At 72.0% G+C, this 18,728-nt stretch carries 20 protein-coding genes and 2 pseudogenes; 14 read left to right on the top strand and 8 right to left on the bottom strand.

Annotation, left to right across the window (positions count from 1 at the left end; all coding sequences use genetic code 11):
* Nucleotides 1-41 precede the first annotated feature (41 nt).
* Nucleotides 42-1,490, bottom strand: coding sequence for a lamin tail domain-containing protein (locus ABZ721_RS04425; protein ID WP_358787061.1), 1,449 nt, complete (start codon nt 1,488-1,490; stop codon nt 42-44).
* A 673-nt stretch (nt 1,491-2,163) separates the two neighbouring features.
* Between ABZ721_RS04425 and ABZ721_RS04420 the strand changes: the two are divergent.
* The 4 genes and pseudogenes from ABZ721_RS04420 to ABZ721_RS04405 form a co-directional block, all read left to right on the top strand.
* Nucleotides 2,164-3,555 (top strand): annotated as a pseudogene (locus ABZ721_RS04420) (alkaline phosphatase family protein); the annotation flags it as partial.
* A gap of 150 nt (nt 3,556-3,705) precedes the next feature.
* A pseudogene (locus ABZ721_RS04415) lies at nt 3,706-4,404 on the top strand (chitosanase); the annotation flags it as partial.
* Between the two features lie 154 nt (nt 4,405-4,558).
* A complete protein-coding gene (locus ABZ721_RS04410) occupies nt 4,559-5,818 on the top strand; it encodes an MFS transporter (protein WP_358787060.1) in 1,260 nt (419 codons plus the stop codon).
* The gene (locus ABZ721_RS04405) at nt 5,815-6,810 is read left to right on the top strand and encodes a hypothetical protein (protein WP_358787059.1); all 996 of its coding nucleotides are present in this window, start codon (nt 5,815-5,817) and stop codon (nt 6,808-6,810) included. Before ABZ721_RS04410 ends, ABZ721_RS04405 begins: the two co-directional genes overlap by 4 nt.
* 120 nt (nt 6,811-6,930) lie before the next feature.
* Here ABZ721_RS04405 and ABZ721_RS04400 read toward each other — a convergent pair whose 3' ends face one another.
* A complete protein-coding gene (locus tag ABZ721_RS04400) occupies nt 6,931-7,392 on the bottom strand; it encodes a helix-turn-helix domain-containing protein (protein WP_358787058.1) in 462 nt (153 codons plus the stop codon).
* Between the two features lie 124 nt (nt 7,393-7,516).
* Here ABZ721_RS04400 and ABZ721_RS04395 point away from each other — a divergent pair, with 124 nt between their 5' ends.
* The gene (locus tag ABZ721_RS04395; protein WP_358787057.1) at nt 7,517-7,900 is read left to right on the top strand and encodes a TIGR03618 family F420-dependent PPOX class oxidoreductase; all 384 of its coding nucleotides are present in this window, start codon (nt 7,517-7,519) and stop codon (nt 7,898-7,900) included.
* Between the two features lie 258 nt (nt 7,901-8,158).
* Here the strand turns inward: ABZ721_RS04395 and ABZ721_RS04390 are convergent, their stop codons facing one another.
* Nucleotides 8,159-8,779, bottom strand: coding sequence for a type III effector protein (locus tag ABZ721_RS04390; protein ID WP_358787056.1), 621 nt, complete (start codon nt 8,777-8,779; stop codon nt 8,159-8,161).
* Between the two features lie 133 nt (nt 8,780-8,912).
* Between ABZ721_RS04390 and ABZ721_RS04385 the strand changes: the two genes are divergently transcribed.
* Entirely contained in the window at nt 8,913-9,347 is a 435-nt protein-coding gene (locus ABZ721_RS04385) for an Hsp20/alpha crystallin family protein (RefSeq protein WP_358787055.1), read from the top strand.
* 342 nt (nt 9,348-9,689) lie between these two features.
* Here the strand turns inward: ABZ721_RS04385 and ABZ721_RS04380 are convergent, their stop codons facing one another.
* Nucleotides 9,690-10,499 (bottom strand): phosphotransferase, encoded by an 810-nt coding sequence (locus ABZ721_RS04380; protein ID WP_358787054.1) that lies wholly within the window; start codon nt 10,497-10,499, stop codon nt 9,690-9,692.
* Nucleotides 10,500-10,892: 393 nt separating this feature from the next.
* On the opposite strand from ABZ721_RS04380, the gene ABZ721_RS04375 reads away from it, so the two are divergent.
* Nucleotides 10,893-11,402 carry a peptidoglycan-binding domain-containing protein gene (locus ABZ721_RS04375; RefSeq protein ID WP_358787053.1) on the top strand — a complete coding sequence of 170 codons (510 nt, stop codon included), beginning with the start codon at nt 10,893-10,895 and terminating at the stop codon, nt 11,400-11,402.
* A gap of 17 nt (nt 11,403-11,419) precedes the next feature.
* On the opposite strand, the gene ABZ721_RS04370 is transcribed toward ABZ721_RS04375, so the two are convergent.
* Nucleotides 11,420-11,827, bottom strand: coding sequence for a MerR family transcriptional regulator (locus ABZ721_RS04370; protein WP_358787052.1), 408 nt, complete (start codon nt 11,825-11,827; stop codon nt 11,420-11,422).
* Between the two features lie 49 nt (nt 11,828-11,876).
* Here ABZ721_RS04370 and ABZ721_RS04365 point away from each other — a divergent pair, with 49 nt between their 5' ends.
* Complete coding sequence (locus ABZ721_RS04365; protein WP_358787051.1) at nt 11,877-12,761, top strand: NAD(P)-binding domain-containing protein; 885 nt, start codon at nt 11,877-11,879, stop codon at nt 12,759-12,761.
* A 104-nt stretch (nt 12,762-12,865) separates the two neighbouring features.
* On the opposite strand, the gene ABZ721_RS04360 is transcribed toward ABZ721_RS04365, so the two are convergent.
* The 3 genes from ABZ721_RS04360 to ABZ721_RS04350 form a co-directional block, all read right to left on the bottom strand.
* On the bottom strand, nt 12,866-13,375 hold the full coding sequence (locus tag ABZ721_RS04360) for a hypothetical protein (protein WP_358787050.1): 510 nt from the start codon (nt 13,373-13,375) through the stop codon (nt 12,866-12,868).
* On the bottom strand, nt 13,372-14,124 hold the full coding sequence (locus tag ABZ721_RS04355; protein WP_358787049.1) for an alpha/beta fold hydrolase: 753 nt from the start codon (nt 14,122-14,124) through the stop codon (nt 13,372-13,374). Before ABZ721_RS04355 ends, ABZ721_RS04360 begins: the two co-directional genes overlap by 4 nt.
* A 220-nt stretch (nt 14,125-14,344) precedes the next feature.
* Complete coding sequence (locus ABZ721_RS04350) at nt 14,345-15,265, bottom strand: phosphotransferase (protein WP_358787048.1); 921 nt, start codon at nt 15,263-15,265, stop codon at nt 14,345-14,347.
* 120 nt (nt 15,266-15,385) lie between these two features.
* Between ABZ721_RS04350 and ABZ721_RS04345 the strand changes: the two genes are divergently transcribed.
* The 6 genes from ABZ721_RS04345 to ABZ721_RS04320 all read left to right on the top strand — a co-directional run bounded on the left by ABZ721_RS04345 (nt 15,386) and on the right by ABZ721_RS04320 (nt 18,707).
* Nucleotides 15,386-15,973, top strand: coding sequence for a DUF2975 domain-containing protein (locus ABZ721_RS04345; protein WP_358787047.1), 588 nt, complete (start codon nt 15,386-15,388; stop codon nt 15,971-15,973).
* Nucleotides 15,973-16,206: a helix-turn-helix transcriptional regulator gene (locus ABZ721_RS04340; RefSeq protein WP_358787046.1), complete on the top strand. Its 234-nt coding sequence runs from the start codon at nt 15,973-15,975 to the stop codon at nt 16,204-16,206. Before ABZ721_RS04345 ends, ABZ721_RS04340 begins: the two co-directional genes overlap by 1 nt.
* A gap of 1 nt (nt 16,207) precedes the next feature.
* Nucleotides 16,208-17,254 (top strand): HEAT repeat domain-containing protein, encoded by a 1,047-nt coding sequence (locus tag ABZ721_RS04335; protein WP_358787045.1) that lies wholly within the window; start codon nt 16,208-16,210, stop codon nt 17,252-17,254.
* On the top strand, nt 17,251-17,691 hold the full coding sequence (locus tag ABZ721_RS04330; protein WP_358787044.1) for a VOC family protein: 441 nt from the start codon (nt 17,251-17,253) through the stop codon (nt 17,689-17,691). The genes ABZ721_RS04335 and ABZ721_RS04330 overlap by 4 nt, the downstream gene beginning before the upstream one ends.
* Before the next feature lie 55 nt (nt 17,692-17,746).
* The gene (locus ABZ721_RS04325; RefSeq protein WP_358787043.1) at nt 17,747-18,250 is read left to right on the top strand and encodes a hypothetical protein; all 504 of its coding nucleotides are present in this window, start codon (nt 17,747-17,749) and stop codon (nt 18,248-18,250) included.
* A gap of 88 nt (nt 18,251-18,338) precedes the next feature.
* Nucleotides 18,339-18,707 (top strand): S26 family signal peptidase, encoded by a 369-nt coding sequence (locus ABZ721_RS04320; protein ID WP_358787042.1) that lies wholly within the window; start codon nt 18,339-18,341, stop codon nt 18,705-18,707.
* Nucleotides 18,708-18,728 lie beyond the last annotated feature (21 nt).

Here is an 18,728-nt window from a genome sequence, read left to right as displayed (position 1 = left end):
GGGGCGGCAGCTGTGCCGCCCCCGGCCACGTCGGGGCGGGGTCAGGAGATGCAGTTCACGGTGCCCGTGCGGAGGGCGTGGCCGCCGTCGTTGGCGTCGTCGGACCAGATGACGGGCTTGTGGCCGCCGGTGCACGTCGACTGGGGGGCGATGGCGAAGCCCTCGTTGTTGTAGTTGCCCATCCCCGCGGGGCGGTCGTAGGTGTGGGTGACGGTGAACTTGCCCTGGGCGTTGATGTCCAGGGTCGCGCTGCGGCCCTCGCAGGTGTCGTCGCAGGTCGCCCACAGGTGGCCGGTGGCGGGCTCGAACTCCAGGTCCATCACGCTGGAGAAGCCGCCGGCGAAGGTGGCGACGCGGGTGAAGCCGCCGCCGGAGGTGTTGAGCGCGTAGGCGTAGACGGTGCCGTTGTCCTCGACGCCGGCGAAGAACAGGCCGCTGCCGTGGGCGGGATAGGTGGCGGGGTCGTAGGCGGCGCCGGTGTGCTCGTCGCGGAAGCCGTGTGCGGTCAGGAACGTGTCCGGGATCCACGACAGCGCCTCGGGACCGGAGTTGGCCGGCAGGGAGGGCAGGTCGGAGGTGAGGTTCCACTCGGCGGTCGCGTTGAGCGCGGACGCGGTGGAGGCGGGGTCGTAGCGCAGGATCTTCGGCAGGCTGGTGGAGCCCTTGTTGCCGTCGCGCTCGGTGGCGACGAACACGCCCTCGGGGGTGACGACCACGGCCTCGGCATCGGGGTCGCCGCTGCCGTTCTTGTAGCGCAGGCTCTTGCCCGACGACCAGCCGGCGGACGGGTCGGGGCGCCAGGTCGTCCCGTTGGGCACGAGCCGGTAGAGCTTGCTCGGGCCGTTGTTCACCGCCCACAGCACCCCGGCGCTCTCGAAGGACAGCCCGCTGAGGTTCTCCCCGAACACATTGGAGCCGTCGGCGACGGTGACTGCCGTACCGCCCGGCCAGGCGGAGTCGGAGGGCTGTCCGCCCCCGCCGCAGGCGTTGGCCGCGCCGCGGGTCGGAGCGGTCGTGGTGGTGAACGCGCCGGTCCCGTCCGCGCACCGCCCGTAGGTGGTGGTGGCGTGCGCGGTCCAGGCGTAGGAGTCGACCAGGGTGGAGCCGCCCGGCCGGAACAGGCGCGCGGAGTCCGAACTGCCCAGGCCGAACGACGACTCGACGTTCAGCGCCAGGTAGGCGTGCGGGGCCAGCGTCGTGCCGGACGCGATCTTGTAGGAGTGCGCGTTGTCGTTGTCCTTGAGGACCCACTTGGACACGTCGACCGCGGTGGTCCCGGTGTTGACGAGTTCGATCCAGTCGCCGGGGTTGCCGTCGCTCGACTCGATCTCGTTGATCCGCACCGTGGACGGGTCCTGGGCGGCGGACGCGTTCCGTGCCGCGGGCCGGTCCTGGGCGGAGGCCGGTGCGCCGGACAGGCCCAGGGCGAGGCCAAGGACGGTCAGGGCGGCGGCGGTGAGGTGGGCTTGTCTACGCCAGTGCGTACGCAAGGGGGCCGGTCCTTCCTTCGGGGGAGTGGGGAAGACGGGAAGCGCGCTGACGCTTCCGGCGAAGCCTGGGGCACACCGGCGGCCGTGGGGCGGCCAGGGGCGGGCCAGGTGGTGAACGGTGTGGGTGACTCACAGAACCGACCCGCCGCGGGTCACTGGCCGGTCACCCGGGCAGCCTCTCCAGACCCGCTGCGTGCATCGGTGTCCTCGCGCGGCGCGGTGGGACGTCCGTGGGCCGGCGACGCGTCCTGCGGGCCGCCGGGTGAGGTCAGTGTGGGGTCCCCCGACCGGCGCGACAAGGCCGTCGAGCGCGCTTTCGCGCGGGTGGGTGGGATCTGGAGGCTTTGATTCCCGGGCGGCCGCACCCGGTGAGCTGGGCCTTTCTTCGATGCCCCGGGATTCGGAGCTTCCCACATCTGTTAAGAAAGTTTCCTATCCCATAAGATCCCGCCAGCGGCTCGGCGCGGACGTTCCGAACCTGACGCGCTCACCTGCATCTGCGCATGCAGCTGACCCGGCCGCCGCGGTCATAGTCCGCTGAACCTGTCGTCGCAATGCCGCATGCCCCGAACGCGTCACCTCCCCGCGCGGCCCGGCCCGCCGCACTGCCGCACAGGCGCTGCCCAGGTCCATCGCACCGATCAGCACCACAGCCTTGTCCAAGGAGATCAGCATGACGCCTCCCTACCCTCCCTCGCGCTCCCCGCGCACCGAGCCCCCGCCCGGGGAGCACGGCGTCCACGCCCGCCGCGGCCGGCGGTCCCGCAACGCCCTCATCGCCGCCGGCATGAGCGTGGCCGTGGGCCTGCTCGGGCTGACGGCGACGGCCATCGCGTCCCCGTCCGGCAGCAACGGCGCGACCGCGTCCCCGGCGGCCGTGACCGCCAACGGGATCCCCCAGTTCGACCACGTCGTGGTCGTGACGGAGGAGAACAAGTTCTACGACGACGTCGTCGGCAGCAGCAACGCGCCGTACATCAACTCCCTGGCCAAGCAGGGCGCGTCGCTGTCGAACATGCACGGCACGACCCACCCCAGCCAGGGCAACTACATCGCGATGTTCTCGGGCTCCACGCACGGCGTCGACGACGACAACTGTCCGTACGAGTACACGTCGGACAACCTCGGCAACCAGCTCCTGACGCGCGGGCACTCCTTCGTCGGCTACTCCGAGGACTTGCCGGCCGACGGCTCGAAGGACTGCGGCGACGACGGCAGCAACGGCTACGCCCGCAAGCACAACGGCTGGGTGAACTTCTCCAACGTCCCGGCGACCTCGAACCTGCGCTACAGCCGCTTCCCGACGGACTACAGCAAGCTCCCCGACGTGTCGTTCGTGACCCCGAACCTCGACAACGACATGCACGACGGCTCGGTCAAGAAGGGTGACGACTGGCTGAAGGCGCACTTCGACGGCTACATCCAGTGGGCCAAGACCCACAACAGCGCCCTCATCCTGACCTGGGACGAGAACGACGGGGACGACGCCGACAACAAGATCGCCACGATGATCGTCGGCGCGAACGTCAAGAAGGGCGCCACCTCCAGCGTCAAGTACAACCACTACTCGATCCTGCGCACGCTGGAGGACATGTACGGGCTGCCCGCCCTGGGCAGCGCGGCCACGGCGAAGCCGATCACCGACATCTGGGACGTGACCGGCACCCCGCCCACGACCCCGCCCACGACGCCTCCCACCACCCCGCCCACCGGGTCGGTGAACCTGGCACTGGGCAAGCCGACCACCACCTCGTCCACCGAGAGCAGCTCGTACTCCGGAGCCAAGGCGGTGGACGGCAACGCCACCACCCGCTGGGGCAGCAAGGAGGGCTCCGACGCGCAGTGGATCTCGGTCGACCTCGGCGCCGACACCGCGCTCAGCCGCGTCAAGCTGACGTGGGAAGCGGCGTACGGGAAGTCGTACAAGATCCAGACGTCGACGGACGGCAGCACCTGGACGACGGCCTACTCCACGACCACCGGCAACGGTGGCACCGACGACCTGGCCCTCAGCGGGCACGGCCGCTACGTGCGCATGTCGGCCAGCCAGCGCGGCACGGCCTACGGCTACTCGCTGTTCGAGTTCGAGGTGTACGGCGCCGGGAGCACCACACCGCCGACGACCCCGCCCACGACGGCGCCCACGACCCCGCCCACCACACCGCCGACGACCGCTCCCACCACGGCGCCCGGCGGCTCGGGCGCCGATCTGACGGACCCGCGCAAGAAGGAGATCGCGATGCAGCTCGTCTCCAGCGCGGAGAACTCCTCGCTGGACTGGAAGTCGCAGTACACCTACATCGAGGACATCGGTGACGGCCGTGGCTACACCGCGGGCATCGTCGGCTTCTGCTCCGGTACCGGCGACATGCTCGACCTCGTCCGGCACTACACCGACCTCAAGCCCGGCAACGTCCTGGCCTCGTACCTGCCCGCGCTGGAGAAGGTCAACGGCACGGCCTCGCACACCGGGCTCGGCTCGAACTTCGAGACCGCCTGGCACACCGCGGCCAAGGACTCCGTCTTCCAGCGGGCGCAGGAGGACGAACGCGACCGGGTGTACTTCAACCCGGCCGTCAGCCAGGCGAAGTCCGACGGCCTGCACGCCCTCGGCCAGTTCGCCTACTACGACGCCATCGTGATGCACGGTCCCGGCGACGACGCGACCAGCTTCGGCGGGATCCGCGCGGCGGCGCTGAAGAAGGCCAAGACCCCGGCCCAGGGCGGCAACGAGACCGCCTACCTCAACGCGTTCCTCGACGCCCGCAAGGCGGCCATGCTCACCGAGGCCGCGCACGAGGACACCAGCCGCGTCGACACCGAGCAGCGGATCTTCCTCAACAACGGCAACCTCAACCTGAACCCGCCGCTGCAGTGGAAGGTCTACGGCGACCCGTACTCGATCAACGACTGATCCACCTCCTGCTCACGGGCCCGCCGGCCGGCACACCCCGGCCGGCGGGCCCCGATCGTGAAGGCATCAGCAAGAGAGGACAGTCATGTACATCTCGACGAGCCGGGCCGTCCGCCCCCCATCTGCCGAGGCTCCCGAGGCTGCCGAAACCCCCGTGACGTCCGAAGTACCCGAGACGTCCGAAGTACCCGCCGCCGCTGCCGCCGCCCCCGGCCGGCGCCGGGCGTGGGCGGGCGTGGACTCCAACGTGCTCGCGCTCGGATCGGTCAGCCTGGTCACGGACATCTCCTCCGAGATGATCACCGCGGTGCTGCCGATGTACGTCATCTTCACCCTCGGCCTGAGCCCCCTGCAGTTCGGTGCGCTCAACGGCATGTACTTCGGGGTCACCGCCCTGGTCCGCGTCGCGGGAGGCCACGCCGCGGACCGCTGGCAGCGCCGCAAACTGGTCGCGGGCAGCGGCTACGCGCTGTCGGCCCTGTGCAAGCTGGGCCTGCTCGCCGCCGGCTCCTCCGTGCCGGCACTCGGTGCGGTGATCGCGGCCGACCGCACCGGCAAGGGCCTGCGCACCGGTCCCCGCGACGCCCTCATCTCGCTGAGCAGCACCCCCGAGACGCTCGGCCGCTCCTTCGGCGCACACCGCGCGCTGGACACCACCGGCGCCTTCCTCGGACCGCTGGCCGCCTTCGCGCTGCTGCTGGCCACACCCGGCCACTACGACACCGTCTTCGTGGCGAGCTTCTGCATCGCCGCGTTCGCGCTGGTGATCCTGGCGCTGTTCGTCCGCGACCGGCGGCAGCCGCTGGACCGGCACGAACGGGCGACCGTGCGCGACGTGCTCGGCCTGCTGCTGCGGCCCGGCTTCCGCCGGGTGGGCATCGGCGTCCTGCTGCTCGGCGCGGTGACGCTCAGCGACTCGTTCGTGTACCTCCTGATCCAGCAGCGCCTGGACATCCCCGCGGAGTACTTCCCGCTGCTTCCACTGGGCACCACCGGCGTCTACCTGCTGCTGGCGATGCCGCTCGGCCAGCTCGCCGACCGGATGGGGCGGCTGCGGGTGTTCGTCGCCGGCTACGGGGCCCTGCTCCTCGCCTACCTGGCGCTGTTCGGCCCGGTCGGCGGCCCCGTCCTGGTGGTCACCACGCTCGTGCTGCACGGGCTGTTCTACGCGGCGACCGACGGGGTGCTGATGGCGGCCGTCGGGCCGATGGTGCCCGAGCACCTGCGAGCCGCCGGCCTGTCGGTGATCCAGACGGGCCAGTCGCTGGCCACGCTGGCGTCCTCGGTGCTGTTCGGCGCCGCCTGGTCGCGGTGGGGCCTGCACACCGCACTCGCGGTGGCCCTCACCGTCCTGGCCGTCGCCATCGTGGCGGCGCTGGTGACCCTTCCCCTGCGCGAGGAGAGCACGGCATGAGTACCCGCAACCGGCTGCTGATCCTGCTGGTGATGGCCCTGGTCGCGATCACCACCGTCACCGGGTACGTGCTGCGCTCCCGGGACGCCGACGGCGCCGGCGGTGCGAGCGGCGTCGTCCGGCTGGACACCTCCGGGCAGATCCTCTTCCGCGACACCGCCCCGGGCTCCTCGTTCGGGCGGATCGCCTCGGTGCCCCTCGACCGCCCCGACACGCCGCGGACCACCGGCACCGCGCTGTGCGACCGGCTCTACGCCGCCCACGGCACCGGGATCTGCATGCAGCGGGGGGGCCCGGTCCCCGCCACGCACGTCACGGTCCTCGACCGCGACCTGCGGCAGGTGCGGCAGGTCAAGACCGAGGGGTTCCCCAACCGGGCCCGGGTCTCGGCCAGCGGCAGCATGCTCTCCTGGACGACGTTCGTGCAGGGCGACTCCTACCTGAAGGACGACTTCTCGACCCGGACCTCGATCCTCGACACCCGGACCGGCCGCCTGATCAGCAGCATCGAGCAGATCCCGCTCACCCTCGACGGGAAGCCCTACCACGCCGCGGACCTCAACTACTGGGGCGTCAACTTCGCCGCGGACGACAACACCTTCTATGCCACGGCCCGCACCGGCGGGCGCACCTACCTGGTCCAGGGCGACTACCGGAAGTGGACCGCGCGCACCCTGCGGACCAACGCCGAGTGCCCCTCGCTGTCGTCCGACAACACCCGCATCGTGTTCAAGAAGCGGGTCAACGCCAGCGCCAACAGGCCGTGGCGCCTGTACGTGCTGGACCTGGCCACCATGAAGGAGACCCCGCTGGCGGAGGAGCACAGCGTCGACGACCAGGCCGCCTGGCTCGACGACCACACCGTGATGTACGGGCTGCCCCGTCACGGCGGCGGCTGGGACGTGTGGTCCGTGCCCGCCGACGGCACCGGCGCACCCCGCCTGCTCATCCACGACGCGAACTCGCCGGCCGCGGTGACCGCTCCGCGGTGACAGGCCGGTGCCCGCGTTTCCGGGCGGCTGGTGCACGCCTTCCGTCGCGATCCGCGCGTCAGTTCGGAGGAGTCCCCACCGCGGCGCACGGTGCTCTTCGGGCGGCGGCGGAGTGCGGTTTCAGGGCCCGGCCGGCGCGCTGCCCGGGCCGGGGAGAACGTCCACGTCGTCCGCGTGCATCGGTCGGCCGCAGTGGGCGCAGGACAGTTCGACTCCGCTGATCTCCCCGCAGGCGTGGTGGCGGTAGAGCACGGGCGGACCGGCCTCGCCGGCGAGCCACCGGTCGCCCCAGCCGGCCATGACCATGAGCAGGTCGACGAGCTCGGTGCCCTTCGCCGTCAGGTGGTACTCGTAGCGCGGGCGCCGGTCGTAGGGGCGGCGCTCCAGAACGCCGTGCTCGACCAGGTGGTGGAGGCGCTCGGTCAGGACCTTGCGCGAGATGCCCAGGTCGGCCTGGATGTCGTCGAAGCGGTGCATGCCGACCCAGATGTCCCGCAGGACCAGCGGTGACCACGGTTCCCCGATCACGTCCAGCGTGCGCGCGATCGAGCAGGCCATCTCGCCGAAGCTGGTGCGTTGCATGGGGCGACTCTAGCAAATGGGGTTCCCTTACGGAACGCCGTTGGTTAGGCTAGTGGAGTCTCTTGAAGAAACTCCGGATGTGGCACCGGCCCCGTGCTGCCAACTCCCCTCGAAGGAGAACCACATGCTCGACCCCGACGTTCGCCGCGTCCTCGACGGCACCCCGATCGCCCACCTCGCCAGCCTCCTACCGGACGGCGCCCCGCACGCCGTGCCCGTGTGGATCGGCACCGAGGGCGACCGCATTGTTATTTTGACCGGCCCGCACAGCCGCAAGGCGGCCAACCTGCGCCGCGACCCCAGGGTCGCGCTCTCCCTGACACCGGCGGACAACCCGTTCGAACCCGTGGCCGTCCGCGGCCGCGTCGTGGACTGGATCGAGGGCGACGCGGCCTGGGCGATCATCGACCGGATCTCGGCGAAGTACACCGGTGGCCCGTACTCCCGCGCCCTGGAGCGCGTCGTGGCCGTGATCGAGCCCGAGCGGCAGATCGTCGGCGTGAGCTGAACAGGCCGGCGTTCTGCCGGATCGTACGCCGGCCCGGCGGCCACCGCCGGAGCCCGGCAGGCCTCCGGGCCGGACGTGTTGGACGCCCCTCCCGTGCCTGTACATCTAGGCGGAGCCAGGTGCGCCGATTGCTGCGGGGCCGATCGGCCCTCCTGGCGTATCCCGGGCCCGACGGCGCCCGCACCGTCTCTCCGCGGCTGCGCGCCCCTCCGTTCCCGCGGGGCGCCGCCGCGTGTTCGTCGGCCAGGTGTCCGCCGGCTAGGCGTCGGCCGGGGGCGCGGCGTGGTCGCCCTGTTCGTGGCGGAGCCGGTCGGTGTGGTGGGTGATGGTGTCGATGCGGGCGGCGAGGTCGGCGTGGTCGTGTTCGACGTGCGGCCGGGTGGCGGTGAGCGGAGCGAGCAGGTGGGTGGCGTCGTCGTGGGAGAGGGCCTCGGTCAGGGGGGTGCGGGCGGGGTCGGGCAGATCGGTGAGGGCGGAGATCTCGCCGGCGAGGCGGCGCAGGTCTGCCGCGTTGTCGCGGGCCCAGGTGGTGACGGTGCGGTCGGCGGCGCGGCGGTTGCGGGTGGCCTGGACGCGCTCTTCACCGGTGGTGCCGGGGCTGCCGGGGCGGATCCGCAGGTAGCGGCGTTCGGCGGCCTGGCGGCTGGCGACGCCGAGGGGCTGGGCGAGGTCGGCCCAGCTGGCGCCGGCGGCGCGGGCGGCCTCGATCAGCGCGGGCTCCCACCCGGCGAGCTGATCACGCAGCTCGCGCAGGAGCAGGAGTGCGGCGAGGGCCTCCTCCGAGCTGGGCGAGGCGGGATGGGGCAAGGGCTTCCCGGCAGCGTGGATGGCCTCATTGATGCTGTTCAGGGCGGTGGTCAGGGCGTGGGGCGCGGTCATGGGCGAGGGTCCTCCGATGCTTGTCACCCTTCTGACGACATTCTGCTTGTCATCGACTGGATGACATGTTACAACGGAATCGCCGTGCAGCGCATTGGCAATTTCCGCCCGAACCAACTGGAGGTGTTTCACCGTGTTGATGCGCACCGACCCGTTCCGCGAGATGGACCGCATCGTCCAGCAGCTCACCGCGACCTCGGGGACGTGGTCCAAGCCGTCCGTGATGCCGATGGACGCCTACCGCGAGGGTGACGAGTACGTCATCGCGTTCGATCTGCCCGGGATGAGCCCGGAGGCGCTGGACATCGACGTGGAGCGGAACATGCTGACCGTCAAGGCGGAGCGCCGGCCGGTGGCGAAGGGCGAGGCGGTACAGGTCGAGCTGTCCGAGCGGCCGCTGGGAGTCTTCTCCCGCCAGGTGATGCTCGCCGACACCCTGGACACCGAGCACATCCACGCGGAGTACGACGCGGGCGTCCTGACCCTGCGCATCCCGATCGCCGAGCGTGCCAAGCCCCGCAAGATCGCCATCGGCAGCCGGTCCGAGCCCCAGCAGATCAGCGGCTGACCGCGCGTCGCGAGGTCCCCGTCCGCCGTCCCGGACGGGGACCCGTACTGCGGCATCGGAGCCGGACGGCCCATGTGCGGTGGGGAGTTGGGTCCGTCCGTACGGCTCCGAGTGATGCCGCCGCATGCCTCCCCCACACATACCCCTACGGCGTACTGTGGTGATATACCGCTTGGAGGAGCCTATGAGCACTCAGCCCGGATTTGTCTCCGCATCACCGACCGCTTCCGCCCCGTGCGACACCGCTCCGGTACCCGTCCGGAGCTGCGCGCACCGCCGCGCCCTCGTGTGGGTGCCGGTGTTCGACCACGACTGGACCCCGGCTCCATAAGGTTTCGAGCTTCACCCCAGGGGGGCGCTGCGCCGCAACCATTCCGTGAAGACCGCCGCGTGGCGCGTGAGGTGAGCCGCGTCGGACCGGTAGAGGTTGTCGTGTCCGGCTGCGATGTGCTCGGCGAACGCGGCGGTGCCGGCGGCAGCCTGCTCGTGCATGTGGCGGACGAGGTGGTCCAAGCGGTCTCGGGCCGTGTCGGCCAATGACGCTCGTCCGTCGTCGTCCAGCCGGTAGGCATCCGCGAAGAGCCGCAGCCGGCGGGCCTGTTCCTCGACAGGCAGCGTGAAGTCGCCGTTACCCGGGTCGGTCAGGGGCACGAACCGGTAGGCGGTGTACGCGACATCCCAGATCCGAGGGCCGGGGTGCGCGGTGTCGAAGTCGATCCAGGCGACCGGCCTCCCGTCGCGGAACACGCAGTTGTACGGAGCGGCGTCCCCGTGACAGATCACCTCGACCGGGGCGCGGCCGGGGAGGTACCAGGCGGCGTCTGCCGCGGGTGCGAAGCCGACGGTGGCGTCGTGGTAGTCCCGCAGCATCACCGCCACGGTCCGCAACGTCGCGTCCGACCGCACGTACTCCGGCAGGGGGTAGGTGGCCACCTCGCCGGGGAGGAAGTCGAGGATCTCGCGCCCGTCGGCGTCGAACCCGTGGGCGCGCGGCGCAGCGGCGAACCCCGCCGCCCGCAGGTGATCGAGCAGCGCGTGCACCGTGCGGGTCCATGGCCCCACGGGCCGTCGGACGGTGGACCCGACGCGCACGACGTGGTTGACGCCGCCGCCGGTCAGAACGACCTCGTCGTTGCGCTCCGGCACTGCCACCCACCCCTTCGGTTGCCGACCCGACCGACCGCCATCGTGGACGTCGGGCCGCGAGCGACTCAAGTCCTTTTCTCCCGGCACGACCCGGCACCGCGGCGGCTTGTCCGCCCGAGGCGGAGCACGCTGGTCCCGCTCAGCGGAACACCGCTGGACGGGGCAGGCGGCCGTCCACAGGGTGGTCGTGACGCCGCATCGGCGAGCTTGCGTGCGGCACCCGCCCCTCCTCTGGTCCCCTTTCACCGGCCGATGCACCCAGTTCTTCCCTGCGACCTCCCGGGCGAAGTCCCTCGTCGACCTCGACGGCGGGAGTCGCACCAACCGGGCCGGCCGGGTCGTCCTCCAGGTCGAGGCGCACTTCTTCCCGCACTGCCGGGTGGACGGCCGCGCCCACGCATGTCTCGTCGACACTCCCTGCACGGGCTGGCCGCAGCTGAACGCCTGGAGGGCGTGCCCGACGTGTGGCCGATGGGCCGGCCCACCGACTTCGGCGCGCACCGGGACGAGCGGATCTGGGCGACGCGCAGGGGGTGGTACGGGCACAGCCAGGTCCCGCAGAACCAGCATCAGGGCCCCGGTTCCTGGCCCGCCTTCGCCGCGGGGACGACGCCCCCGGCCAAGCCGCTGGTCGCCCTGGCCCGCGTCATCGCCGCCGCCGACCGTGATCCGGGACTCCCGCAGGGCGGCACCACGTACCCGGCCGACGTCCTGATCGTGGAGCGGGCCCTGCACGCCGAGCTGCTGCTGAACGCCACGTGGGTGGACGGCTCCTTCGGCGTGCGAACGAAGTCGGCCTATGCCGACTGGCAGCGGCGCTGCGGCTTCTCCGGCCGGGCGGTCGACGGCATCCCGGGCCGCGAGTCCCTGACCCGCCTGGGCACCCTGCACGACTTCACCGTCGTGTGAGGGGAATCTCCGCCTCCTCAGGCCGGAACGGGACAGTGGTCCGCAGTGTCGAAGGGCGGGTAGCTCTCGTCGCCCGTCCGCTCGGCGGCGGCGATGTAGCCGGCCAGTGCGTCGCGCGATTGGGCGAGGTCGGCCATCCGATCGTTCAGCCGCTGCAGCCGTGACCGCATCGCAGCCAGCAACTCGGGGCATCCGGGCAGCTCCGGAGCCTCTCCGAGGGCACACGGCAGCACGTACGCGATGTCCTCGGACGACAGGCCGGCGCCGAGCAGGTGACGGATCTGCTTGACCCGCAGCACAGCCGTCTCGTCGTACTCGCGGTATCCGTTGGCGCCCCGGTCGGCCTCCAGCAGCCCCTGGGCCCCGTAGTAACGCAACTGATGCGTGTGGACTCCCGTTCGACGACTCAGTTCCCCGATCAGCATCGCTACCTCGCTTGACCTTCACACCGGTATCAACGTTCACGATGCTGTCATGAACAACCGCACCGAAACACCCGTGACCATCATCGGACTCGGCCTGATGGGCCAAGCGCTCGCCGGCGCGTTCCTGAAAGCCGGGCATCCCACCACCGTGTGGAACCGCACCCCCTCCAAAGCCGACCGACTGGTGGCCCAGGGCGTACGGCTGGCGCCGACCGTCGGCGACGCGCTCACGGCGGACTCACTGACGATCGTCTGCGTCACCGACTACCCGGCCCTGTACGAGCTGCTGGGCGCGGAGGAGGCCGCGCTGCACGGCACGACGCTGCTCAACCTGACGTCGGGCAGTTCGGCCCAGGCCCGGGAAGCCGCCCGATGGGCCGAACAGCGCGGTGCCCGCTATCTGGACGGCGCCATCATGGCCGTCCCGCCGGCCATCGGCACCGCCGATGCGGTGATCCTGCTCAGTGGGCCCGAGCCGGACTTCGCGGCACACGAGTCAGCCCTCGGCGCCCTCGGCACCGTCACCCACCTGGGAACGGACCCTGGGCTCGCGTCGTTGTACGACGTGGCCGGCCTGGCCATGATGTGGAGCGTCCTGAACGCCTGGCTCCAGGGCACGGCCATGCTCAGGACGGCCGGCGTCGACGCCGCGACGTACGCCCCGTTCGCGCGGCAGATCGCCGCCGTCGTGGCCGACTGGCTGCCGGGGTACGCCGAGCAGATCGACAGCGGTTCCTTCCCGGCCGAGGTCTCCGCCCTGGAGACCGACGCACGGGCGATGGAGCACCTGATCGAGGAGAGCGAGGCGGTGGGGGTGAACGCCGAACTGCCGAGGCTGCTCAAGGCGATGGCGGACCGGGCGATCGCCGCCGGGCACGGCAAGGAGCAGTACCCGGTGCTGATCGGGGAGTTCGGCAAGCGCCGCAACGACTGAACGGCCCGACGTGATCGCGTGGATCCGCCTGCCCGGCCGCGCGCCGTCCAGCCCCGCAGCGCGGGGGAGCGGGGCCGGACTGCGCGGCCGCCGGGGGAGCGGGGTCACTCTCCGCTGCGTTCCGTGTCGTGAGCCCTGTTGCCGTCGCGGCCGCGCGTCGCCGCCAGGACGCTGCCCGCGACGGCGATCACCGTGACGGCCAGCGCGATGCTGATGCCGCCCTCGGTGTCCCAGTAGACGTCCTCCAGGCTGATCAGCAACGCCGCCTCGTCGAGGATCAGCGCCAGGCCCACGCCGTAGGCGAGTCCCATCCAGGCGCGCACCCGCGCCGTGCGGTGCACGAGTCCCACCGCGCCGACCACGGCGAGCAGCAGGATCCCCCAGACGTAGTGGTGGATGTGCACCCCGCCGGCCTGCACGTCTCCCACCCCGGCCATGTCGATGTGGATCAGCCACGTGAGCAGCCGCATCCCGCCGAAGGTGACGGCGAAGCCCCACCAGGCCAGGATGAAGCCGCGGCGTTCGGGGGACACCCCGGGCAGCACGCGCAGCCACAGCGACGGACGCCGCCGGGGCGTGGACGTCTCGCGGTGGGACTTCTCGAGCGGGGTCACGTGTCCTCCTTCGCGCTGAAGTCGCGGATCAGCCGCGCGATGGTGTCGGGCGCGCTGTAGTGGGCGGCATGGGCGGTGCCGGGGACATCGACCGCCTGGCCGCGGGGGACGAGCCCGGCCACGCGGCGGGACCAGGCGGCGGTGACGATCGTGTCGCCGGTGCCCCGCACCACGAGGGTGGGCGCGTCGATCCGGGCCAGGTGCTGCTCGAACGCCGCGTCGGCGTCGCGCAGCGCGTGCCGGAAGGACAGGGCGCACCGGACGGGACCGGTCAGCAGGTAGTCGGTCGCGGCCAGCGCCAGCAGGGCGAGCGGTTCGCGGGGCGCGTCCGCGAGGAGCCGGCCGAAGTGGCGCAGGGCGGCGGTGCGCGGTTCGAGGGCCGGTGCGAGGAGCACCGTCCGACGCACCGCGTCCGGGTGTTGGGCGGCGAAGGACGCGACGACCTGGCAGCCGACCGAGTTGCCCACCGCCACCGTCGGGCCGAGGGACAGCCGCCGGTGCCAGCGGGCCAGGGCGGCGGCGACCTCGCCCATGTCGGGGGTGCGGCGGACGACGCCCCGCGAGCGCGCGTTGCCCGGCAGATCGGGAACGAGCACCGTCGTCCCGCCCGCGGCCAGACGCCGTGCGAGGGGGACGAAGTACCGCCCGGACAGCCCGAGCCCGTGCACCAGCACGGTGGTCGGGAGCCCTTCCCTGGGCGGTGGGCCGAAGCGGCGGGTGAACAGCCCCGCGCACATCGATCCGTCCATGGGTCCACCTCACTCATCGCCGCCCGGGAGCGGGTGTCCGCGTCCCGGAGCGTGTGCGCCGACATGAGGTGGGATTCCACGCAGTCACGTCCGTACGCAGGTCAGGTGCCCTGTCCCGGACGCGAGCACACCCCGCGCGGGCCGAAACAGGCCGTTCGGCCGAGGGCTCGGGACGTTCGGCCCCCGCCCGCCCGTCGTGGCCCGGCGGACGGTCCGGGGCTCAGCGGGGGGCGGTGGCGATCAGGCGCTGGAGTGCGATGCGGGCGGGCGGGCCCCAGGTGGGCTTGCCGCCGGGGCGGCCGTGCACGCCCGCGTCGCCGACGAGGATGCCGGTGAGGGCCTGCAGCAGCGCCCAGCCGCGGGCGCGGCGCAGGGTCGCGGCGTCCGGGGCCGGCCGGTAGGCGGCGTGGAAGCGGTCGGCGGCGCCGTCCGGCAGCAGCACCCAGGCGGCGGCGAGGTCGCAGGCCGGGTCGCCGGCGCACAGGTCGCCGAAGTCGATCACGCCGCAGAAGGTGCCGTCCGCGGTGAGGACGTTGGCGGGGTGGAGGTCGCCGTGCAGCCACAGTGCCGGGCCCGCCCACGCGGGCGCGGCGGCGGCGTCGTCCCAGACGGCGCGGACGGCTTGGGGGTCGGGTATCAGGCCCTGCTCGGTGGCCGAGGCGAGGTACGGGACGAAGTGCTCGGTGCGGTCCGCGAGCGGCCCCCCGCGGCCGAAGCCGCCGCTGGGTGCGTCGTCGGGGGCGGGTCGGTGAAGGGCCGTCAGGAACGCGGCCAGGGCGTCGGCCGCCTGCGCGGCGCGCGTGGCGGGGGCGCGGTCGGCGGGCTCGCCCGGTACCCACGTGGTGACGATCCAGGGGCGGGGGAAGCGCGCGGACGGCTCGCCGAGGCGCTGCGGGACGGGGACCGGCAGGGGCAGGCGCGGAGCCAGTGCGGGCAGCCAGGTGCCCTCCTTGCGCAGCAGCGCGTCGGCCCGGTCGGTCGCCCACGGCAGGCGCACGGCGAGATCGTCGCCGAGCCGCCACAGCTGGTTGTCCCAGCCCCGCGCACCCAGGCGCAGGGGGCGCTCGGCCAGGTCGGGGTGCTGGTCGCGCAGCAGGGCCCGGACGAGCTCCGCGGTGATCTCGATCCCGGTGTGCGTCATGCGCAGCCAGCGTAGCCGGGGCGTGGGCGGGGACGCCCCCGACCGAACTTGTCGATTATCGATATGCCCTCTACTGTGAGGACCGTTCGATCGTATCGATAATCGATGGGGAGGGGCGCGATGAACACGCGACTCACGAGGACGCTGGCCTCGGTGACCTTTGCGCTGGCGGTGCTGTGCGGGCTCGCCTTCGTCGGCAAGGCCATCACGCACATGCTCGACGACGGGGCGGTGTGCGTTCAGACGGACTTCTGGCGCAACGCCCCGCTGGCGGCGGACTCCGTACCGGTCGGCCAGGGCGTGAAAGCGTCCGGCAGCACCACGCGCCTGTGCCAGGACGATCCCTCCGTGGGGCAGCGCGCCGCCGACCTCGGGGGCGAACTGCCCTGGCTGCTGTTCGGTTCCCTCGCCCTGCTGCTCTTCTCCCGGCTGCTCAAGGCCGTCGTGTCCGAGGGGCCGTTCACGGACGCGGCGTCGCAACGACTCTCCATGCTGGGCTGGTTCGTCACCGTGGGCACGCCGGTGGCCGGCCTCGTCGTCGGCTGGTCGCAGTCCTGGCTGGTCGGTAGCATGGCGCCGATCGTGGGTTCCGGGCCGACGGTGTCCGGACCGCAGGTGCTCGTTCTCGCCGGTCTCGCCGCACTGATCATGGGGAAGATCATGCGTGAGGGCGTGCGCATGCGAGAGGATCTCGAAGGGACCATCTGATGCCCGACGAGGAACTCCACTCGATCCGGATCCACCTCGACCGGATCCTCGCGCAGCGCGGCATGACGCTCACCGAACTGTCGGCGCAGGTGGGCATCACCGTCGTGAACCTGTCCGTCCTCAAGAACGGCCGGGCCAAGGCCATCCGCTTCTCGACCCTGTCGAGGATCTGCGACGTCCTCGCCTGCCAGCCGGGCGACCTGATCACCCACGATCCCGGCGAAACGGCCTGACGTGAGTACCTGCGACCTGACGGGGGCGCTGTCCCGCGGCCTGACCCTGATCGCTTCGGACGACCCGGCCGAGCGCGCGACGGGCTGCGATGTGCTGGGCGACGCGAGCGACCGGAACGAGGCAGTGCGGGCCGAGGCGGCCTCCGCGCTGCTGCGGCTCGCGGAGCGGGAGAGCGAGCACGATGTTCTGCGGTCCTTGGCCGAGGCGATCGGAAGCACCGGCGACCAGCGCGCTGTTCCCGTCCTCATCGCCCTCGCCGGGCACCAGGACGCCGAGGTCCGCCGCGGGGCGGCATGCTCCTTCGCGTGGGTCGCCACCGGCCGGCCGGACGGGTCGGACGTCCGCGCACTCATCGCCCTGACCCGCGACCAGGACCCGGAGGTCCGCAACTGGGCGACGTTCACGCTGGGTTTCCAGCTCGAGGCCGACAGCCCCGCGATCCGCGCCGCGCTCTGGGAGCGGACGACCGACGGGGACCCGGACGCCCGCGAGGAGGGCATCCACGGCCTGGCCCGGCGCCGTGACCGGCGTGCGGTCCCGCTGCTGGTGGGGCTGCTCGAGGCCCCTGAGGGCGCGCACGTCCGCACGTTCGGCGCCGCCCGGATCATGGGCGTTCCGGAACTGCTTCCGGCCCTGCTGGGGTACGAGCCCGACGGCGTCGGCGTGACCGCCGCCGTGAGCGCGTGCGACCCCCGGCAGCGGGCCCGGCTGGACGCCGCCGCCTGGGAGCTGGTCTGCGCGCTCCACCGCCTCCGTCCCGACCTGGACGCCTCCGTGTCCATGCCGCTGTTCGACCACGGCATGTCCCTCGGCCTCGTCCCTGCCCGCGGTTCCGCCGGCTATGACGTCGCAGCACTGCTCGAGCGCGCGAACGGCGACCCCGCGCGCGCCGCCGAGCTGGTCGCTTCCGATCTGCCGGCCGGGGGAGCGCTCCTCGATGAACCTGAGGGCGATGTGACGGAGGATGTCGAGAACGGCCCCGCGGCTCCGTCCCCGGGGCAGCAGCGGCCGGCGAAGGCCCCCAGCACCGGAGGAGACCCAGCATGACGATCCAGCGGATGGACAACGTCCTCATCGTGGTCGAGGACCTCGACGCCGTTGTCGCGTTCTTCGTCGAGCTCGGCCTGGAGCTGGAGGGCCGGATGCCGATCGAGGGCCGGTGGGTGGATCGGGTCATCGGCATCGACGGCTCCCGCCAGGAGGTCGCCATGCTCCGGACCCCGGACGGCCACAGCCGCATCGAGCTGGCGATGTTCCACGAGCCGAAGGCGATCACCCCCGAACCGAAGCCCGCGCCGACGAACACGCTGGGCATCCGCCGCATCATGTTCGCCGTCGACGGCCTCGACGACGTCCTCGCCCGCCTGCGCACCCACGGCGCGGAACTCGTCGGCGAGGTGGCCCGGTTCGAGACCAGCTACCGACTGGCCTACGTCCGCGGCCCCGAGGACCTCGTCGTCGGACTCGCAGAGCAGCTCACCTGAGGGCCACCGCACCAAGGATCGACCCATGTGCCAGCAGAACCGAGGAGGTCAGCACGTGTCCGCTCTGGACTTCTACGCCCAGGTCGCCATCCGCTGCGACGTGCTCGGGGCGGGAGTCGGCGCGCACCCGGACAGCTGGGAAGCCGCGCTGGGTGCGCGATTCCTCGACGTTCCCGGCCGGGGCACCCTCCGACGGGACCACGGGCTCGTGGAAATCAACTTCTCCGCGGATCAGCAGGGACAGCTGTCCTGCTTCGGCTTCGGCGTCAAGATCCAACGACTGCTGTACGACCAGTCGCCGAGCACGGTGCCGTCCCCTCTCACGCGGAAGTACGGACCGTTCACGCACCGGGTCCCCTTCGAGGAACTGCGGGCCGCCGCCGTCGCTCTGGGTCACACGGTCGAGCTCGACGACAAAGCACGCGACATGCACCGCTACCGCGTATCCGGGTCGGGCGCCCGCATCCACGTCATCGCTGACGACGATCCGGACGGGTCGGGCGACCCCGATCCGGACGGCCATCGGGTGGGCGACATCTGGTCCATCGACGTGTGGTGACCGGGACGGTGCGTGCTTGCGCCGTCGGACCCGTCGGCGACGGCGTAATTCGGTGGGGCGGATCGGCCGGGACTGCCACGATCCCCCCATGGGTGTACTGGATGCAGTGGCAGGCAGGGTGGCCGGCGGGGCGACCGTGGCGTTTCAGCCGAGCGGCTCCTCGATGGTTCCGCTGATCCGCAGCCGTCAGCGGGTGGTCGTCGCTCCGGTCGATCCGTCGAAGGTGGGGGTCGGGGACATCGTCCTCGCCCGGGTCGCCGGGACGGTGTACCTGCATCTGGTGACCGCCGTGGATCCGGCCAGGCAGCGGGTGCAGATCAGCAACAACCGCGGCCGCGTCAACGGCTGGACCGGCCACGCACGCGTCTTCGGCATCTGCGTGTCGGTCGATGGGGCGGCCCGGTCAGGTGCCGCGGACAAGATCCTCGCCGGCGGGTCCGCGGCCGTCCCCGAGTAGTGCGGAACGCGCGCAGGGGGC

Source organism: Streptomyces sp. NPDC006733 (assembly GCF_040636125.1).
In the GTDB taxonomy this organism is placed as follows: Bacteria; Actinomycetota; Actinomycetes; order Streptomycetales; family Streptomycetaceae; genus Actinacidiphila.
Note: the sequence above shows the minus strand (reverse complement) of the source record. Positions and strands in the feature narration are given on the sequence as shown.

What these genes read in the sequence shown, in the direction of transcription:
- ABZ721_RS04405 (WP_358787059.1), top strand. Translation starts at nt 5,815, where the DNA reads ATGAGTACCCGCAACCGGCTGCTGATCCTGCTGGTGATGGCCCTGGTC.
- ABZ721_RS04400 (WP_358787058.1), bottom strand. Translation starts at nt 7,392, where the DNA reads ATGCAACGCACCAGCTTCGGCGAGATGGCCTGCTCGATCGCGCGCACG.
- ABZ721_RS04395 (WP_358787057.1), top strand. Translation starts at nt 7,517, where the DNA reads ATGCTCGACCCCGACGTTCGCCGCGTCCTCGACGGCACCCCGATCGCC.
- ABZ721_RS04390 (WP_358787056.1), bottom strand. Translation starts at nt 8,779, where the DNA reads ATGACCGCGCCCCACGCCCTGACCACCGCCCTGAACAGCATCAATGAG.
- ABZ721_RS04375 (WP_358787053.1), top strand. Translation starts at nt 10,893, where the DNA reads ATGTCTCGTCGACACTCCCTGCACGGGCTGGCCGCAGCTGAACGCCTG.
- ABZ721_RS04370 (WP_358787052.1), bottom strand. Translation starts at nt 11,827, where the DNA reads ATGCTGATCGGGGAACTGAGTCGTCGAACGGGAGTCCACACGCATCAG.
- ABZ721_RS04365 (WP_358787051.1), top strand. Translation starts at nt 11,877, where the DNA reads ATGAACAACCGCACCGAAACACCCGTGACCATCATCGGACTCGGCCTG.
- ABZ721_RS04355 (WP_358787049.1), bottom strand. Translation starts at nt 14,124, where the DNA reads ATGGACGGATCGATGTGCGCGGGGCTGTTCACCCGCCGCTTCGGCCCA.
- ABZ721_RS04350 (WP_358787048.1), bottom strand. Translation starts at nt 15,265, where the DNA reads ATGACGCACACCGGGATCGAGATCACCGCGGAGCTCGTCCGGGCCCTG.
- ABZ721_RS04345 (WP_358787047.1), top strand. Translation starts at nt 15,386, where the DNA reads ATGAACACGCGACTCACGAGGACGCTGGCCTCGGTGACCTTTGCGCTG.
- ABZ721_RS04340 (WP_358787046.1), top strand. Translation starts at nt 15,973, where the DNA reads ATGCCCGACGAGGAACTCCACTCGATCCGGATCCACCTCGACCGGATC.
- ABZ721_RS04330 (WP_358787044.1), top strand. Translation starts at nt 17,251, where the DNA reads ATGACGATCCAGCGGATGGACAACGTCCTCATCGTGGTCGAGGACCTC.
- ABZ721_RS04320 (WP_358787042.1), top strand. Translation starts at nt 18,339, where the DNA reads ATGGGTGTACTGGATGCAGTGGCAGGCAGGGTGGCCGGCGGGGCGACC.